This window comes from Mycobacteriales bacterium (assembly GCA_040902655.1).
GTDB lineage: Bacteria > Actinomycetota > Actinomycetes > Mycobacteriales > SCTD01 > SCTD01.
On the sequence record JBBDWV010000061.1, the window covers coordinates 41,196 to 56,182 of the forward strand.

The window sequence follows — 14,987 nt, forward strand, 5'->3', positions numbered from 1 at the left end:
GGGGCCCACCGGATCGGTGGGCCCCGCGCGCTGCTCGTGGTGCTAGTTGGACTGGTCGATGTCCGCTGTCTGCTCGGCGTTGGCGTAGGCGACCGAGTCGTCCGAGAGGACGTTCAGCGCGACCGCGGCGTTGACGGGCGCGGCGAGGTTGGCGTTCACCAGCGACATCTGCTCGCGGTCGGGCAGCTGCTCGCCGTCCTGCGCCTCGAGCTCGGCGTCGGTCAGACCGGGGGTGTTCTCAGCCATGGGGTGCTCCTTCAGGTAGGACGTGCAGGTGGGGGTGGTGCGGGCTGGCGGACTAGTTGGACTGGTCCATGTACGCGTCCTGCTCGGCGTCGGCGTAGGCGATCGAGCCGTCGGACAGCACGTTCGCCGCGACGGCGGCATTGATCGGGATCGCGACGTTCGCGTTCACCAGCGACATCTGCTCGCGGTCGGGCAGCTGCTCACCGGAGGCGCCCTCGAGCTCCTCGTCGGTCAGGCCAGGCTTGTCGCTCATGGTCGCTCCTTCGGTTCGGGATCGGGCGCGGCCCGCGCGGACCGGCCTTGCTGCACGTGCACGGTCGAGTGGGTCGACGAGCTGGTGGTCGAGCCTGCGCTGGCGCCGGTGGCGATCGCGATGTTCACGTCTGCCGCCACGGACGCGCGCAGCCCGGGCTCGTCGATCTCCTTGCGGATGCGACGAATGATCCGCCGGGACTCGCTCATGGGCCAGGTGTTCCCGGCACGAGCGGTGGCAACCTGGCGAGCAGGTAGCCGACGGCTTACCGCCTCGGCAGCAAGGTCACATGATGTGGGGCTCGTTCGGGTTGCCGTGCCAGGTCTGTGCCTCGTCGGGTAGCACCTCCATCGCGGCGGTGCCGTCGACCGCTCCCGGTGTGACGAGCGACATCTGTTCGCGCGGTGGCAGCGCTGAGGCGGTGTGCTCCTCGAGCTCGGCGTCGGACATCCCGGGAGGCGTGTCAGCAGTCATGGCACCGCGTCTTCCCGTTCGGCGCGTTGATCATCCCGACGACACGTGCTGCGCGAGCAGTGCGATCACGTGGCGCGCGGGGACGACGTTCACATGAGCGGTGGGAACCGCAGCACCGCCCGCAACCACTTTCCCAGGAGATGCGCTGCTGTACACCGACGGTGTCAGCGAACCCCGCGGCGGGCACCTGTCCCACAGCATCGGCCGATTCCTCGGCGCCGCGCGCGGGCTCCTCGGCGCCGTCGCCGCCATTCCAAGCACCGGGTACGCCTGGTCACACACCCAGAGAGGCCAGACAATGCAGAACGCCCGGCGACTCACCGCCCTCACCGCCACCGCATTCGCGCTCACCGCCACGCTCGGCGCTGCGCCGGCGAACGCCCAGACCGGCGGCGGCGCCAACAACATCGTCCACGTCGTCAACACCGCCAGCGGCGGGTTCGCCCACCGCGCCAACGTCCAGGCGGCCCCCTACGGCGGGGACAGCGCCCAGTCGACGAACCTCGCTCATGCCGACAGCCGGGACTGCACCGGCTGCAACACGCACGCCGCGGCACTGCAGGCCGTGTTCCTCACCGGCGATCCTGACACCGTCGAGGTCGCCAACGCCGCCTTCGCCACCAACAGCGCCTGCGACCAGTGCCTGACCTACGCGTACGCCTTCCAGTACGTGATCACCAGCGAGCGGGCGGTGAGCCTGAGCGCGCAGGGCCAGCAGCGCATCCAGGACATCCAGGCCCGGGCCAGCGCCGTCGTCGCGCAGCCCGCGGACGGTCTCGAGGACTTCGGCGCGTTCGACGAACAGCTGGACGTCCTCGCCGGCGAGCTGCGCGACACCATCGACAACGAGCTGCGCGCCGGCGGTCACACCGCGACGACCCGCGGATACCGGGACCGTGATGCCCGCAGCAGCTGAGCCACAGCATCCCACCCGAGCAGGAAGGCGGAGCCACGCCGATGATCGGTCTCGATGACGACGAGCTCGCCGAGCAGGACGGGCAGCCGCTGCCCGCGCGGGAGCAGATGAGCCTGATGAGCACCGGCGGCCTGGGCCTCGTCGACGCCAGCACCGCCGACGGCTACACCGGCCCCGCCGACTCCTACGCCGCTGATGCGCGGGAGGACATGACCGCGACCACGCCGACGGAGAACGACGGCGAGTACAGCCCGAGCCAGAGCGCCACAGCCAGCGACAGCTGAACACCACCCGCGGCACCCAGCCGCACCGGGCACGCGCTGGGTGCGCCATCAGGCCGACACCCGCTTTAGCTCGACCTCACCGAACGGCCTGTCACGCCGGCCATGGGACGTTCCGTTACTTCTTTCCCTTGGCCGTGCTGGCGCTGATTGCCCCGCTTCCAGGCGGGGGCGTCTGACCGGTGCTTTTGATGTTCTTCGCTGCCTTGGGCTTCTTGGCGGCTCGGCCGCCCTTGTCCTTGCTCATGGCGCGCTCCCGGGCTGATGGGCCTCCGGCGACGCCGGTCCTGCCCCGAACCGTCCACCCATGCATAGGTGGCGGTCCGGCCCACTGTCCCACGCCGCCGGCCCCACGTCCGTCCCTCGCCGTCCGGCGACGGGTGTACGAGCAGGGCGGGCGTCCGTCCGTACCGGCTCGTCGCCCCGGAGCTCCTGGGCTTGCACTCGGCAGGTGAGAGTGCTAACAAGGTCGTAGCACTCTGACGTGTTGAGTGCCAGATCTGACAGGTGAGGCCGGCAGTCCGGTCGTCCGTCGCGGGCACCTGCAGATCAGCACGCCCGACCGGGAGGACCCACGCATGTCCAAGATCATTGCCTTCGACGAGGAGGCCCGCCGCGGCCTCGAGCGCGGCATGAACCAGCTCGCCGACGCCGTCAAGGTCACCCTCGGCCCGAAGGGCCGCAACGTCGTCCTGGAGAAGAAGTGGGGCGCCCCCACGATCACCAACGACGGCGTCTCGATCGCCAAGGAGATCGAGCTCGAGGACCCCTACGAGAAGATCGGTGCCGAGCTCGTCAAGGAGGTCGCCAAGAAGACCGACGACGTCGCGGGTGACGGCACCACCACGGCCACCGTGCTGGCTCAGGCGCTCGTGCGCGAGGGCCTGCGCAACGTCGCCGCCGGCGCGAACCCGATGGGCCTGAAGAAGGGCATCGAGGCCGCCGTCGAGCGTGTCGTCGAGGCCATCGGCAACGCTGCCAAGGACGTCGAGACCAAGGAGCAGATCGCCTCCACCGCGAGCATCTCCGCAGCCGACCCCACCGTCGGCGGCATCATCGCCGAGGCGATGGACAAGGTCGGCAAGGAAGGCGTCATCACCGTCGAGGAGAGCAACACCTTCGGCCTCGAGCTCGAGCTCACCGAGGGCATGCGCTTCGACAAGGGCTACATCAGCCCGTACTTCGTCACCGACCCCGAGCGCATGGAGACCGTCCTCGAGGACCCCTACGTCCTCGTGCTCAACGGCAAGATCAGCTCCGTCAAGGACCTGCTCCCGCTGCTCGAGAAGGTCATGCAGAGCGGCCGTCCGCTCGCGATCATCGCCGAGGACGTCGAGGGCGAGGCCCTGGCCACGCTCGTCGTCAACAAGATCCGCGGCACCTTCAAGTCGGCCGCCGTCAAGGCGCCCGGCTTCGGTGACCGCCGCAAGGCCATGCTGCAGGACATCGCGATCCTGACCGGTGGCCAGGTCATCGCCGAAGAGGTCGGCCTCAAGCTCGAGACCGCCGGCCTCGAGCTGCTCGGCCGGGCCCGCAAGGTCGTCATCACCAAGGACGAGACGACCATCGTCGAGGGCTCGGGTGACGCCGACCAGATCGCCGGCCGCGTCAACCAGATCCGCGCCGAGATCGAGAAGAGCGACAGCGACTACGACCGCGAGAAGCTCCAGGAGCGGCTGGCCAAGCTGGCCGGCGGCGTCGCCGTCATCAAGGTCGGCGCGGCCACCGAGGTCGAGCTCAAGGAGCGCAAGCACCGCATCGAGGACGCTGTCCGCAACGCCAAGGCGGCTGTCGAGGAGGGCATCGTCGCCGGTGGTGGCGTCGCGCTGCTGCAGGCCTCGGTCAGCGCCTTCGAGAAGCTCGACCTGGTCGGCGACGAGGCCACCGGCGCGAACATCGTCCGGCTCGCGCTCGAGGCGCCGATCAAGCAGATCGCCATCAACGCCGGCCTCGAGGGCGGCGTCGTCGTGGAGAAGGTCCGCAACCTGCCGATCGGCGAGGGTCTGGACGCCGCGACCGGCGAGTACGTCGACATGATCAAGGCGGGGATCATCGACCCGGCCAAGGTCACCCGCTCGGCGCTGCAGAATGCCGCGTCCATCGCCGCGCTGTTCCTCACCACCGAGGCGGTCATCGCCGACAAGCCCGAGAAGGCCGGCGCCGGCATGCCCGGTGGCGGCATGCCCGGTGGCATGGGCGGCATGGGCGACATGGACTTCTAGTCCAGCCTGCATCACCTGCTCGTACGACGGGGCGGTCTCCTTCGGGAGGCCGCCCCGTCGGCGTTGCCATCCGCGCTTCGGAGCCAGATCGCCGCTGGTGCGCGGTAGGTCGCCTCCAGCTCGTCGCCGTCGGCGTCCGGCAGCCGCTGCCACAAGCACTCCGCCGGCACGATCCGCTCCGGCTCGAGCGGCCGGGTCCCGCGCTCGTGCGCCATCTTGAGGAAGAGCAGGTACATCAGCTGCTCGACATAATCGATCGTCGAGACGCCGATCGCCGCGCAGAACGTTGCAGTAGCTCGACAGCTGTCGACCAGCCGCCGCGCGTCGCTCATGGACGGCGACGCTGGTCGCCACCGTGAGGAGCGTCTTGGCCCAGACCTCCCTGGCGCTTGTGGGCCTCGCCCGCGCTTGCCTGAAGCGTCGCAGTTGGCGACCCCGAAACTGTCCCAGGTCGGCCGTAAGTTGCTGCCATGAAGAGCCTTTCGAGTTTGACCATCGAGGAGCTGGCGGACGGGATCTGCCTGCGGGCCGGCTGTATCGCCGCTGCCGAGGCGGAGCAGCTGCCGTGGATCGCCGAGTTCGACCGTCGTGAGGGCTGGGCCGGTACGGGGATGCTGTCGTGCGCGCACTGGCTGTCGTGGCGCACCGGGTTGTCGCTGGGCGCGGCCCGTGATCAGGTACGGGTCGCGTGCCGGCTGGAGGAGCTGTCCGAGGTGGCGGCCGGCTTCGGTGAGGGCCGCATCTCCTACTCCAAGGTCCGCGCGATCACGCGGGTCGCCGAGTCGGACGACGGCATCGACTGGGTCGAGCTTGCCCGCCACTCCTCCGCGGCCCAGCTGGAGAAGATCGTGCGGGGGGTGCGCCGTACCCAGGCCAACGCGGCCGCCGAGCTGGACCCGGAGGCGGCGGCGTGGTCGCTGCGGACACGCGTCCGCTATGACGATGCGGGCAACTTCACGCTGACGATCAGCGACCCGGCCGAGTACCTGCCGGTGGTGCAGGCCGGGATCGAGGCGAAAAAGGCCGAGCTCCAGCGACAGCGGGACGCCGAGCAGGCGGAGCAGGCGGCGACCGCGGTGCCGGAGGACGTGAGCCGGCCGGCGCCGGAGCCCGATCCGGAGCCGGAGCCGGAGCCGGAGCCCGAGCTCGTCGTCGAGCCGGAGGACGTTGCCGCGGAAACACCCGGCGCCGCGAAGGTCACCGACGCGCAGGCGCTGCTGGCACTGGCGCAGGACGCCCTCGCCGCCGAGCAGCAGGCGCACCCGGCCATCACCCGCCGGCGCCGGCCGCAGCTGACCGCGCAGATCGACCCGATCTCCGGCTGGGGCCGGCTGGCTGATGGTGAGCTGCTCCCACCGAGCAGCCTGCGCGCCGTGATGAGAACGCTGCCCGGCCGTGGCAGGGTGCTCCGGCTGCGCCCCGTCACTGCCGCTGATCTACGCCGGCACGACCTGGGCCGCACGTCTCGGGAGGCCAACGCCGCCCTGCGCGAGCTGCTCGGCACCCTGGATGGCGAGCGCTGCCGCTTCCCTGGCTGCACCCGGCGCAAGAAGCTGCACGCCCACCACGTCGTCTACTGGTCCGACGGCGGGAGCACCGACTTGAACAACCTGGTCAAGCACGAAGCCGCCCCCTCCGGGCAGGGGCGAGAGGTTGCCCGCCCACGATTCACCGGAAGAGCAGTTGTGGCCGGTCCTCTTATGCAGCTGTTGGCCGGCCCATCCGCGGGAGGCCGCGAACCGACCGCCCGAGTGCCTCAGCTTCGCATCTGGTCGAGGAACCTCGCCGGTGTCAGAACCGGAGGGTTCATGTCCACCAGCTCGGTGAGATGCGGGTCCCCGGAGATCAGCGCCACGATGTCGGGAGAACCCATGGCCAAGGCCACGAGGAAGTCGTCCTTGGGGTCGGCGGTCGCTCGGCCCGATCCTGAGAGAGGATCCGCGACGACGGCGGCGAGAACGCCGATGTCGGCGACGAACCGCCTCGCTTCGTCCTCGCTCAGCCAGCGACGGAACTTGTCCCGTGCGAGCACCGTGTTCAGCTCGGCCAAGAGCTGCGGGGAGACCACCAGTTGCCACCGGCCGTCAAGAGCGGCATCCAGCAGGCGGCCACAGAGCCCTCGAGGCGTGATCGCGGCGGCGACCAGCACGTTCGTGTCGGGCACGGCCCGCGGCGACCGCACCTAACGGGTCGAGGAAGATCCGCGTACGACCCGTGCCGCCCTGACCTCCTCGACTGCCACGGCCATGGCCGCCTCGTCATCAAGATCCGCCCGCTGAGCGAGCCGGTCCATCAAGGCACGCAAGTCGGCGCGCGCCACCTCCACGTCGCTGGTGCGCAGGTAGGCACGAAGTGCATCCTCGACCACCTGGCTCTCGGTGCGTTCGCGAGCTGCCGCCAAGACCTTGGTCGCGGTCAAGACCTCGGAGTCCAGGTACACGGTCGTCTTACGTCGCTCCACGGCCACCATGTTGGCTGCCTGCCGTCATGCCGTCAAGACGGCAGGGAACCGTCACGATCGCTGATGAAACGTCCAGCGCGACGACGGTCGGCACTGCAAGGGACCTCTCTTCGGCCGGCGCAGCTGCCGTTGTTGCCCCCCCCCGGCAGGCGTTGCGTCAGCGACCCATGACGCGGGATCACCTGCGGTCGTCCGTACGCGTTCGCTGATGTCCATAACAGGTCGGCCAACCTCGTCAACTGCCAATACAACCTGCCACGGCATGCGGCGGCTGACTCCCAGCAGTCATGCCCCACCCTGGGCAGCAGTAGTCAGTGAACCGGGACGAACCGGACGTTGAGGCACGTTTCGGGGTATCGCCGAGGACAGAGATGCCGCTGTTGCGCCGGTTTGTGGCCCTTTCAGGCTACGCCGCCATCCTCCGTGTGGCCTAGTCAGCAGCCTTACCCCCTCGTTCCAGGACGTAACCATGGCTGCTCGTGTTGATGTCCCGGCCCGCCGTTCGTTGTCCCGGTTGTCGTTACTGGCAGCCTCGGCCGTGCTGGCGTCTTCGGGGCTGGTGTCGGTCGCCGCTCCCGCGTCGGCGGCGTCGGCTGTCTCACCCGCTGCGGCTTCGCCGGCTGCTCCGGCGGCGCCGGCGGGCGCGGGCGGTCCGCAAGGGGGTCCTCGCGCAACGGAGGCAGATGGGGAGATCCCGGCGCTGCGCACCGCGACCTCGCGCACCTACCGGCTCAAGACCGGGGCGTTGCAGGCCCGGCTGTTCGACCGGCCGGTCAACCACCGCGACGGCAGCGGCGGCTGGGCCAAGAACGACAACCGCATTGGCGAGGACAGCGCGAACCCCGGGCGGGTGCGCAACACCGCCAACAGCTACCGGCTGAGCCTGCCGAAGGAGCTGGGCGACGGTCCGGTGATGGTCGAGGCGGCCGGGGCGTCGGTCGGGTTCTCGCTGCAGGACGCCGACGGCACCGCCACGATCGAGCGGGACACCGCCACCTATGACGACGCGCTGCCGGGGGTGGACCTGGAGTATCAGGCCACCGACAGCGGGGTGAAGGAGACGCTGATCCTGCAGGCGGCGGCCGCCCCGACCGCCTTCGTGTTCGACACCTCGCTGAGCCGCGGCCTGCGCCTGGCCGAGACTGCCGACGGCGGACTGGCCGCGCTGGACGGTGCAGGGGTGGAGAGGCTGCGCTTCGCGCCGCCGCACGTGCAGGACGCCTCAGGCAGCCCGGGTGGCTTCTCCACCGAGGCGACCTCACTGACCCTGTCTGGTCCGGCTTCGGACCCGACGGTGACGCTGTCGCTGGACCCGGCCTGGCTGGCCGACCCGGCCCGGGTGTTCCCGGTCCGGCTCGACCCGACCTACGAGCTGTCCCCGGCGGGCCAGACCTACCTGAACTCCGGCGGCACCACGACGAACTACTCCGGCGCCAGCACGCTGCGGGTCGGCACCGACACCGGCGGCAAGCGCAACCACGCGCTGATCAAGTTCGACACCTCGAACGTCCCCCGCGACATCGACGTCTACCGGGCCCGGCTGACCGCGGACATCACCGCTGAGGACGCCAACGCCGACGGGATCACGGTGCAGGCCAAGCCGCTGACCCGCGCCTGGACGGCCAGCAGCGCCACCTGGAACACCTACGACGGCAGCAACGCCTGGACCACCGCCGGTGGTGATGTCGGCGCGACCACCGCCAGCGCCACCCACTGGGCCGGCAACTTCAACATCGACCTGGACCTGCGCTCGCTGGCCACCGACTGGGTCACCGGCGCGGTGGTCAACCACGGCGTGCAGTTGTCGTCGACCTCGACGACCACCGGGTCGAGCATCGCCTTGGCCAAAAACGGCTTCAGCCCGCTGTTGACCATCGAGTACGTCGACCGCACCGGCGACCGGCCCTACTACACCTACAGCAGCAAGCAGCTCACCGACCGCTCCGAGCTCAAGGTCAACGTCTCCAACGGCAACCTGCTGCTGTCCGAAGCCGACGTCGCGATCCCCGCCCCCGGGGTGGAGCACACCGTCGGCCGGTTCTACAACAGCCGCGGCACCGGCAGCTTCACCGGGAACCTGCCCGCCTACTGGACGCAGAGCCCGGGCCCGGATGAGTTCATCTGGCCGGTCAACGACGGCGCGATCCACTACGGCCCGACCGGCTCGGCGATCTTCTGGCGGTACACCGACCTGGACGGCACCACGTTCGCCTCCGCCGCAGGCTCCGGCGCCGACCTGTCCTACGACCTGACCACCGGCCTGTACACCCGCACCGACCGGCGCAGCGGTGAGGTGAAGACCTTCGACGGCTTCGGGGAGCTGACGTCGGTCAAGGACCGCAACGGCAACGTGATGAGCGTCGGCTTCGACGCGGTCACCAGCACCGCCGGACGCAAGCTCACCTTGGCGCACACCGGCTGCAACGGGCTGCTGTCGGGCATGACCGATGACGCCAGCCGCAGCTGGAGCTACGGCTACGACAGCTGGTGTGAGTACCTGACCAGCTACACCAACCCGGCCGGTGAGACGACCAGCTACGGCTACGCTGGCACCGGCCTGCTCAGCGAGATCGTCACGCCCGGCGGGCGCAAGACGCTGATCACCTATGACGGGCAGGGCCGGGCGTTGAGTGTCAAGCAGGTCACCGATACCGCCAACAACACCGGCCCGACGACCACCTACGCCTACTCGGCGACCGGCGGCGGGAACGGCAAGACTGTCGTCACCGACCCCAACGGCAACGCCACCAGCTACTTCTACGACAGCGCCGGCCGGGTCATCAAGGCCACCGACGCCCTGGGCCGGTCCCGGTCGGCCACTCTCAACGCCGACAACTCCGTCACCAGCGCGGTGGACGCGATGAGCCCGGCGGGCACCAGCAGCTTCGGCTTCGACAGCGACTTCCGGGCCACCGACAGCACCGCCCCGACCGGGGTCAAGAGCACGCTGCGGTATGCCGAGGCGGTCGGGACGGTGACCAGCCGGGTGGCGCACTGGCAGCCCTCCGGCAGCGTGGACGGCAACGGCAGCGACACCTCCTACACCTACGACGGCCCGGGCAACCTCACCGAGACCAGCACCGCCGCCCCGGACGGCGCGGTGACGGCCAGCTACACCTACAACGGCCCGGCCGGTACCACCGCGACCTGCGGCGGCAAACCCGGGCAGGTGTGCACCGCCACCGACGGCAACAACAACATCACCCGGTACAGCTACAACACCACCGGCGACCTGACCAACATCGACAACCCGGCGCCGCTCGGTGACACCAGCGCCACCTACGACGCCCTGGGCCGCAAGGCCAGCAGCACCGACGGCAAGGGCCAGGTCACCCGGTACGTGTACGACGCGCTGGACCGGATCACGCAGGTGCGGCTGTCCGGCGTCACCGCCTGCACCAGCACCGAGACCGGCAACGGGACGTGCGTGGCCTACAGCTACGACAACGACGGCAACCGGACCTCACAGGTCGACCAGACCGGCACCACCAGCTACGGCTACGACGCCCTGAGCCGGCAGACCAGCAAGGCCCTGCCCGGCCAGAGCTCGCAGACGCTGACCTACGACGCGACGGGGAACCTGACGTCGATCAGCGACCCGAGCGGCACCACCAGCTACCGCTACGACGCCGCGAACCAGCTGATCAGCCTGGCCGAGCCGGGCGGATCGTGCACCACCAGCCCGACCAGCCGATGCACCACCTTCGGCTACAACAACAACGGCCTGCGCACCAGCACCAGCTACCCGACGACGACCGCCACCACCATGAGCGTCACGCCGGACGGGTCCGGGCGGGTCAAGCAGATCCGGGCCGTCACCGGCAGCACGGTGCAGTCGGACTTCAGCTACACCTACACCAGCAGCACCGGCGGCGACACCGCGCTGACCCGCAGCCGCACCGACGCGGTCGCCGGGCGGACGACCAGCTACGGCTACGACACCCTCAACCGGCTCACCAGCGCCGTGGAGAAGGACGGCGCCGGCACCCAGACCGCCGCCTGGAACTACGCCTACGACAACGCCGGCAACCGCACCAGCGCCACGATCGGCACCACCCAGAACAGCTTCGGCTACAACGCCGCGAACCAGCTGATCAGCCGCAACGGCAGCACCAGCGGCTTCTCCTACGACGCCAACGGCAACGAGACCGCCGCCGTCGGAGCCACCACCCGCACCGCCGGCAGCTGGAACAACAAGGACCAGCTCACCGCCGTCACCGCAGGTGGCACCAGCACCCCGTTCGCCTACACCGGTCTGAGCCAGAACGAGCGCACCAGCCGCGGCAGCACCAGCTTCACCACCAGCCCGACCGGTCTGGCCACCGAAACCACCGACGGCGCGACCACCAGCTTCATCCGCGACCCCAACGGAACGCTGATCGCCATGCGCAACGGCGACAGCAGCTTCTACTACCTGTTCGACGGGCTCGGCAGCGTCGTCGGCCTCGTCAACAGCAGCGGCAGCAAGGTCAACAGCTACAGCTACGACCCGTACGGCATCAACCGCGCGAAGACGGAACAGGTCCCCAACCCCTTCGAGTACACCGGCGGCTACCTCGACGACCAGACCGGGCTGTACAAGTTCGGCATCCGCTACTACGACCCCACGCTCGGCCGCTTCACCCAACTCGACCCCACCGGCCAAGACCCCCACTACACCTACGCCCGCAACAACCCCTGCAACTACTCCGATCCGAGCGGCGCGTCGGTACTCGGGTTCTTGCAAGGTTGTGGAGCGGGCGCTGCGCTGGTCTATCAACATGCTTTGGCAACGAGCGCCGTGTTTGGTCCTCAGGCGGGCGGCGTGATCCTCGCCGGCGGCTGTGTCGCAGGGGGCCTTCTCGCAGAGGGCTTCGGATTATAAGGCTCGCTGCTTGCCGCGAATCGCCGTCCCCTGGAGTCGGAGGTAAAAATGAGTCGAGATGGGCGTGAGCCAGAGCGGCTGTTCACCCGGAGGCTCCTGGCATACAACCTGCTCTTGATCATCGGCGGGGCCGTGCTCATCGCAACCGGCGTTGTGTGGTTAGGCGTCTTGATGATGGTTGTTGCGCCGCTCGGCTCGCTTCCGTTGCTGTTGGAGCAGCGGCGCCGGAACACGTGACAGACGCTCCACCGCCAACGGCGGCGTCCGTGGACTCAACTCTGGTCTGCTGCTCTCCCGTTGCGGGCCAGACCCGTCTGGTCCTGGCTCCACAAATGTCGGCGTAGAGCCAGCAGCGACGTGATCACAAACAAAAAGCCAGGTCAGGGCGCGGTTGCTCCGCGACTCAGTTGCCTGTCTCGGAGCAAGTTATGGCTCTGGGGACCAGACCGGGCGCTGCGCGCCCGGCCTGGTCCCCGTCGCCGTAGCAGGGGTGGGTGCTCGCCCGGGCGCGGGCGAGCGTAAAGCGCGGTGCTCCTGGCCGCGTTGGCGGCGGAGGTCGGCCAGGGCCAGTTCGACGGCGGTGTCGGTCTCGATGACGCGGAGCTGGCCGGCCCAGTCCAGGTGCTGCTCCCAGCGGGCCCGTCCGGCGCGATCGCCGTCGGGGTCGAGCAGGGAGTACCAGGCCAGGCGAGCAGGCGGTGCAGGTCGACCAGCACGATCCGGGTCTGGTGGTCGTCGGGGTGGCGTGGGGGGGCGAGCAGCCGCCGGTCGATGTCACGCAGCAGCTCGCCGACGTCACGGTCGGCGCCGCGGTCCGGGACGGCGGTCACCGCGGGCAGCGGCTGCAGCGGCTCCCAGAAGATCAGGACGATCCCGCGGACACGGCAATCCTCCACTTCCACCCCCGGAAAGCGGGCGTCGGCAAGAGTCGGTTCCCCACCGGGCAAGACTTTCGCCGCCATCGGCAAGGGTTCCGCCCCCACCCGCGAGCTGCCGGCAAGAGTCGGCCGGTCCGGCGACGGCGCCCGCGAGGCACTACGGGCAAGGGTCACCGCCCGAGAAACCGCAAGATCGTCTGTCACAGGCCCCGGCCGGACCGCACTTACCAGAAGTAGAAGGCCATACCAGGTGGCCTACGACATCCGGGGACGAGGACGTGAACCACGACAGACCGGCCGACGTCCTCGACGTCGTCCACGGTGATGCCGGGGTTGTGACGGTGTGCTCGCCGTGGCGGTAGAGGTCCGGCTGTCCGACGAGCAGGTCCGGGCCTGGGTCGCCCGCTCGTGCGCGGCGCAGGGCCTGCCCGTGCACGTCACCGACGCGCTGGTCATCGACCGGGTCCGGGTACTGCTCACCGGCACCGCAAGCCCGACCAGCCGACCAGCCCGCCCCTCGTCGACGGCAGGCTCGTCCATCGGGTCGTAAACGGCGGGGTCAGAGCCGCCAGACCGGCTGCACCCGGTCAGGGTCCAGGGCGCGGGCACCCAGGACGCCGGGGCCGATGACGGCGTGGTCCAGGACGGCCCGGACGATCGCGGCCTGCCGGGTCAGGTCCAGCCCGTCCCACGAAGCGCGTAGCTGCTGCCCGTTGCCGACCAGCCCGGTCAGCGCGTCGCTGCGGGTCAACCGGGCCAGTCGGGCCTCGGCCTGCGCGATCCGGGCCTCCAGGTCACCGCGGGCCCGCAGCCAGCCGGCGGTGTCGATCTTCTTCGCCGCCCACAGCCCGCCGAGTTCCTCCTGCTGCTGCCGATCCTCAGCCAACGCCAGGGCGAGGGCGGCAGTGTGCTCATCGGCCGCGGCCCGGCCGGACAGGGCGTCGGCCAGCTCCGGGCTGTCCAGCCGCAGCAGCACCGCCCGGGTAATCAGGTCCTCCACCGGCGCGGCCACCACCGTCAACCGCCCGCACCCGCCGTGATCCGGGCCAGACAGGCAGACGTAGCGGCGGGTGTCCTGCCGCGGCGAGCTGAACAGCACCCCCTTCGCACTTGTCGCAGCGCAGCATCCCGGACAGCAGATACCGGCGTGGGCTGCGCCGGCCGGTCCGGCTCTGCTCGTTCATCCGGGCCAGGATGCGGGCGCGGGTCTGCTCGGTAATGATCGGCTCCCACACCGCCGGGCCGATGACGGCACCCTGATGCTCGCGTAGCCCGGCGATCCGCCCGGAGGTCAGCAACGCCCGCAACGTCGGGGTCCGCCACGGACCGCCGCCGACCGAGGTGATCCCCTCCGCATCCAGCCACATCGCCAACGACCGCAGGCTCTCCCCGGCGACGTACCGCTCAGCCAAGGTGCGGATCACCTCCGCCTCGGCCGGCACGATCGTGATCTTGTCCTCGGCGTAGCCGAACGGCCGGCGGTAGCCGCCGTGCGGCAGCCCGGCGCTGGCGTTCTGCTGCATCTTGCGCTTGACCCGGCGGCTCTTGGTCGCCGACTCGTTCGCCGCCACCGCCAGCAGCATCCGCAGCACCATCAGCCCGTCGCCGTTGCCGATGTCCAGATCACCACCGGCCACGAACCGCACCTGAGCCACCTTCGCCGCGGTCAGCACATCCAGGAACTGCTCCAGCTCGATCGGCCGGCGGGTCAACCGGTCCACTTGATAGACGAGCACCGCGTCGCGGGCGCCGTCGGCCAGGTCGACCAGCATCCGCTGGTACTCCGGCCGAGGCTTGCCCGAGTAGGCCGACAGGTCATTGTCGACGTACTCCTCACCGACCGGCCAGCCGAGGGTGGCGGCGAGCTTGTGGCAGTCCTCCAGCTGACGCTTCACTCCGAGCGCCTGCCCGTCATCGCTGCTGATCCGGGCGTACACCGCCGCCGACTTCACCGACTTCCCCATAGGGGTCAGGTTAGCGATGGACGGGGAATCTGGTGCTCGTCTGCAGCCGGCACCACACCCTGATCCACTCCCAGGGCTTCCGCCTCGTGCTGCACCCGGACCGGCGGCTGGACGTCACCACCGCTGAGGGCGTGCCGCTGCTGCACCACCCCGCCCAGCCTTGGGGAGATCCGGCCCAGCTCCCGACCGCCTGTGGACAAGTCGTTTCCGCTGGACCACTCCCGCCGGACCACTGCGACGCCCGGATGGACCTCGGCTACGTCGTCAGCGTGCTGACGGCGCAGGCGTCCTGACCAGGCACGCACCTGTAGCCGTTGCCGTGTGGCATCGCATCGTTGAACCCGAACGTCGTTGCCGCGCGCACAGCGGACGTTCGCGACGGCGGTTTCGTTGGTGACTGCGCCGGGGGGGGGGGGGGGGGGGGGGGG

Annotated in this window: 15 protein-coding genes; 7 read left to right on the forward strand and 8 right to left on the reverse strand. The window is 69.9% G+C overall.

Translation table 11 applies throughout. From position 1 onward, the window contains the following. Positions 1-42 precede the first annotated feature (42 nt). The 4 genes from WD794_17315 to WD794_17330 all read right to left on the reverse strand — a co-directional run bounded on the left by WD794_17315 (position 43) and on the right by WD794_17330 (position 973). Positions 43-246 carry a hypothetical protein gene (locus WD794_17315; GenBank protein ID MEX2292073.1) on the reverse strand — a complete coding sequence of 68 codons (204 nt, stop codon included), beginning with the start codon at positions 244-246 and terminating at the stop codon, positions 43-45. A gap of 52 nt (positions 247-298) precedes the next feature. Continuing rightward, positions 299-499, reverse strand: coding sequence for a hypothetical protein (locus tag WD794_17320; protein MEX2292074.1), 201 nt, complete (start codon positions 497-499; stop codon positions 299-301). Continuing rightward, positions 496-708 carry a hypothetical protein gene (locus WD794_17325; protein MEX2292075.1) on the reverse strand — a complete coding sequence of 71 codons (213 nt, stop codon included), beginning with the start codon at positions 706-708 and terminating at the stop codon, positions 496-498. Before WD794_17325 ends, WD794_17320 begins: the two co-directional genes overlap by 4 nt. 76 nt (positions 709-784) lie before the next feature. Continuing rightward, entirely contained in the window at positions 785-973 is a 189-nt protein-coding gene (locus WD794_17330; GenBank protein MEX2292076.1) for a hypothetical protein, read from the reverse strand. Positions 974-1,271: 298 nt separating this feature from the next. On the opposite strand from WD794_17330, the gene WD794_17335 reads away from it, so the two are divergent. The 3 genes from WD794_17335 to groL all read left to right on the forward strand — a co-directional run bounded on the left by WD794_17335 (position 1,272) and on the right by groL (position 4,392). Beyond that, complete coding sequence (locus WD794_17335) at positions 1,272-1,889, forward strand: hypothetical protein (protein MEX2292077.1); 618 nt, start codon at positions 1,272-1,274, stop codon at positions 1,887-1,889. A 41-nt stretch (positions 1,890-1,930) separates the two neighbouring features. Then, complete coding sequence (locus WD794_17340) at positions 1,931-2,173, forward strand: hypothetical protein (protein ID MEX2292078.1); 243 nt, start codon at positions 1,931-1,933, stop codon at positions 2,171-2,173. A gap of 575 nt (positions 2,174-2,748) precedes the next feature. Then, on the forward strand, positions 2,749-4,392 hold the full coding sequence (gene groL / locus WD794_17345) for a chaperonin GroEL (GenBank protein ID MEX2292079.1): 1,644 nt from the start codon (positions 2,749-2,751) through the stop codon (positions 4,390-4,392). An 11-nt stretch (positions 4,393-4,403) separates the two neighbouring features. On the opposite strand, the gene WD794_17350 is transcribed toward groL, so the two are convergent. Further along, positions 4,404-4,724 (reverse strand): hypothetical protein, encoded by a 321-nt coding sequence (locus WD794_17350; protein ID MEX2292080.1) that lies wholly within the window; start codon positions 4,722-4,724, stop codon positions 4,404-4,406. 138 nt (positions 4,725-4,862) lie between these two features. Here WD794_17350 and WD794_17355 point away from each other — a divergent pair, with 138 nt between their 5' ends. Continuing rightward, the gene (locus tag WD794_17355; protein ID MEX2292081.1) at positions 4,863-6,578 is read left to right on the forward strand and encodes a DUF222 domain-containing protein; all 1,716 of its coding nucleotides are present in this window, start codon (positions 4,863-4,865) and stop codon (positions 6,576-6,578) included. Here the strand turns inward: WD794_17355 and WD794_17360 are convergent. Further along, a complete protein-coding gene (locus WD794_17360; protein MEX2292082.1) occupies positions 6,575-6,853 on the reverse strand; it encodes a ribbon-helix-helix protein, CopG family in 279 nt (92 codons plus the stop codon). The genes WD794_17355 and WD794_17360 overlap by 4 nt on opposite strands. Before the next feature lie 469 nt (positions 6,854-7,322). On the opposite strand from WD794_17360, the gene WD794_17365 reads away from it, so the two are divergent. Both WD794_17365 and WD794_17370 read left to right on the forward strand, forming a co-directional pair. Beyond that, positions 7,323-11,717, forward strand: coding sequence for an RHS repeat-associated core domain-containing protein (locus WD794_17365; protein ID MEX2292083.1), 4,395 nt, complete (start codon positions 7,323-7,325; stop codon positions 11,715-11,717). Positions 11,718-12,947: 1,230 nt separating this feature from the next. Then, positions 12,948-13,145: a hypothetical protein gene (locus WD794_17370; protein MEX2292084.1), complete on the forward strand. Its 198-nt coding sequence runs from the start codon at positions 12,948-12,950 to the stop codon at positions 13,143-13,145. A gap of 9 nt (positions 13,146-13,154) precedes the next feature. Here WD794_17370 and WD794_17375 read toward each other — a convergent pair whose 3' ends face one another. Beyond that, positions 13,155-13,595: a hypothetical protein gene (locus WD794_17375; protein MEX2292085.1), complete on the reverse strand. Its 441-nt coding sequence runs from the start codon at positions 13,593-13,595 to the stop codon at positions 13,155-13,157. Next, positions 13,507-14,559 carry a recombinase family protein gene (locus WD794_17380; GenBank protein MEX2292086.1) on the reverse strand — a complete coding sequence of 351 codons (1,053 nt, stop codon included), beginning with the start codon at positions 14,557-14,559 and terminating at the stop codon, positions 13,507-13,509. The genes WD794_17375 and WD794_17380 overlap by 89 nt, the downstream gene beginning before the upstream one ends. A gap of 32 nt (positions 14,560-14,591) precedes the next feature. On the opposite strand from WD794_17380, the gene WD794_17385 reads away from it, so the two are divergent. After that, positions 14,592-14,852 carry a hypothetical protein gene (locus tag WD794_17385; GenBank protein MEX2292087.1) on the forward strand — a complete coding sequence of 87 codons (261 nt, stop codon included), beginning with the start codon at positions 14,592-14,594 and terminating at the stop codon, positions 14,850-14,852. Positions 14,853-14,987 lie beyond the last annotated feature (135 nt).

Excerpts from the sequence above, each read along its gene's own strand:
- WD794_17365 (MEX2292083.1), top strand. The coding sequence starts at position 7,323 with ATGGCTGCTCGTGTTGATGTCCCGGCCCGCCGTTCGTTGTCCCGGTTG.
- WD794_17330 (MEX2292076.1), bottom strand. The coding sequence starts at position 973 with ATGACTGCTGACACGCCTCCCGGGATGTCCGACGCCGAGCTCGAGGAG.
- WD794_17380 (MEX2292086.1), bottom strand. The coding sequence starts at position 14,559 with ATGGGGAAGTCGGTGAAGTCGGCGGCGGTGTACGCCCGGATCAGCAGC.
- WD794_17320 (MEX2292074.1), bottom strand. The coding sequence starts at position 499 with ATGAGCGACAAGCCTGGCCTGACCGACGAGGAGCTCGAGGGCGCCTCC.
- WD794_17315 (MEX2292073.1), bottom strand. The coding sequence starts at position 246 with ATGGCTGAGAACACCCCCGGTCTGACCGACGCCGAGCTCGAGGCGCAG.
- WD794_17350 (MEX2292080.1), bottom strand. The coding sequence starts at position 4,724 with ATGAGCGACGCGCGGCGGCTGGTCGACAGCTGTCGAGCTACTGCAACG.
- WD794_17325 (MEX2292075.1), bottom strand. The coding sequence starts at position 708 with ATGAGCGAGTCCCGGCGGATCATTCGTCGCATCCGCAAGGAGATCGAC.
- WD794_17335 (MEX2292077.1), top strand. The coding sequence starts at position 1,272 with ATGCAGAACGCCCGGCGACTCACCGCCCTCACCGCCACCGCATTCGCG.
- groL (MEX2292079.1), top strand. The coding sequence starts at position 2,749 with ATGTCCAAGATCATTGCCTTCGACGAGGAGGCCCGCCGCGGCCTCGAG.
- WD794_17340 (MEX2292078.1), top strand. The coding sequence starts at position 1,931 with ATGATCGGTCTCGATGACGACGAGCTCGCCGAGCAGGACGGGCAGCCG.
- WD794_17355 (MEX2292081.1), top strand. The coding sequence starts at position 4,863 with ATGAAGAGCCTTTCGAGTTTGACCATCGAGGAGCTGGCGGACGGGATC.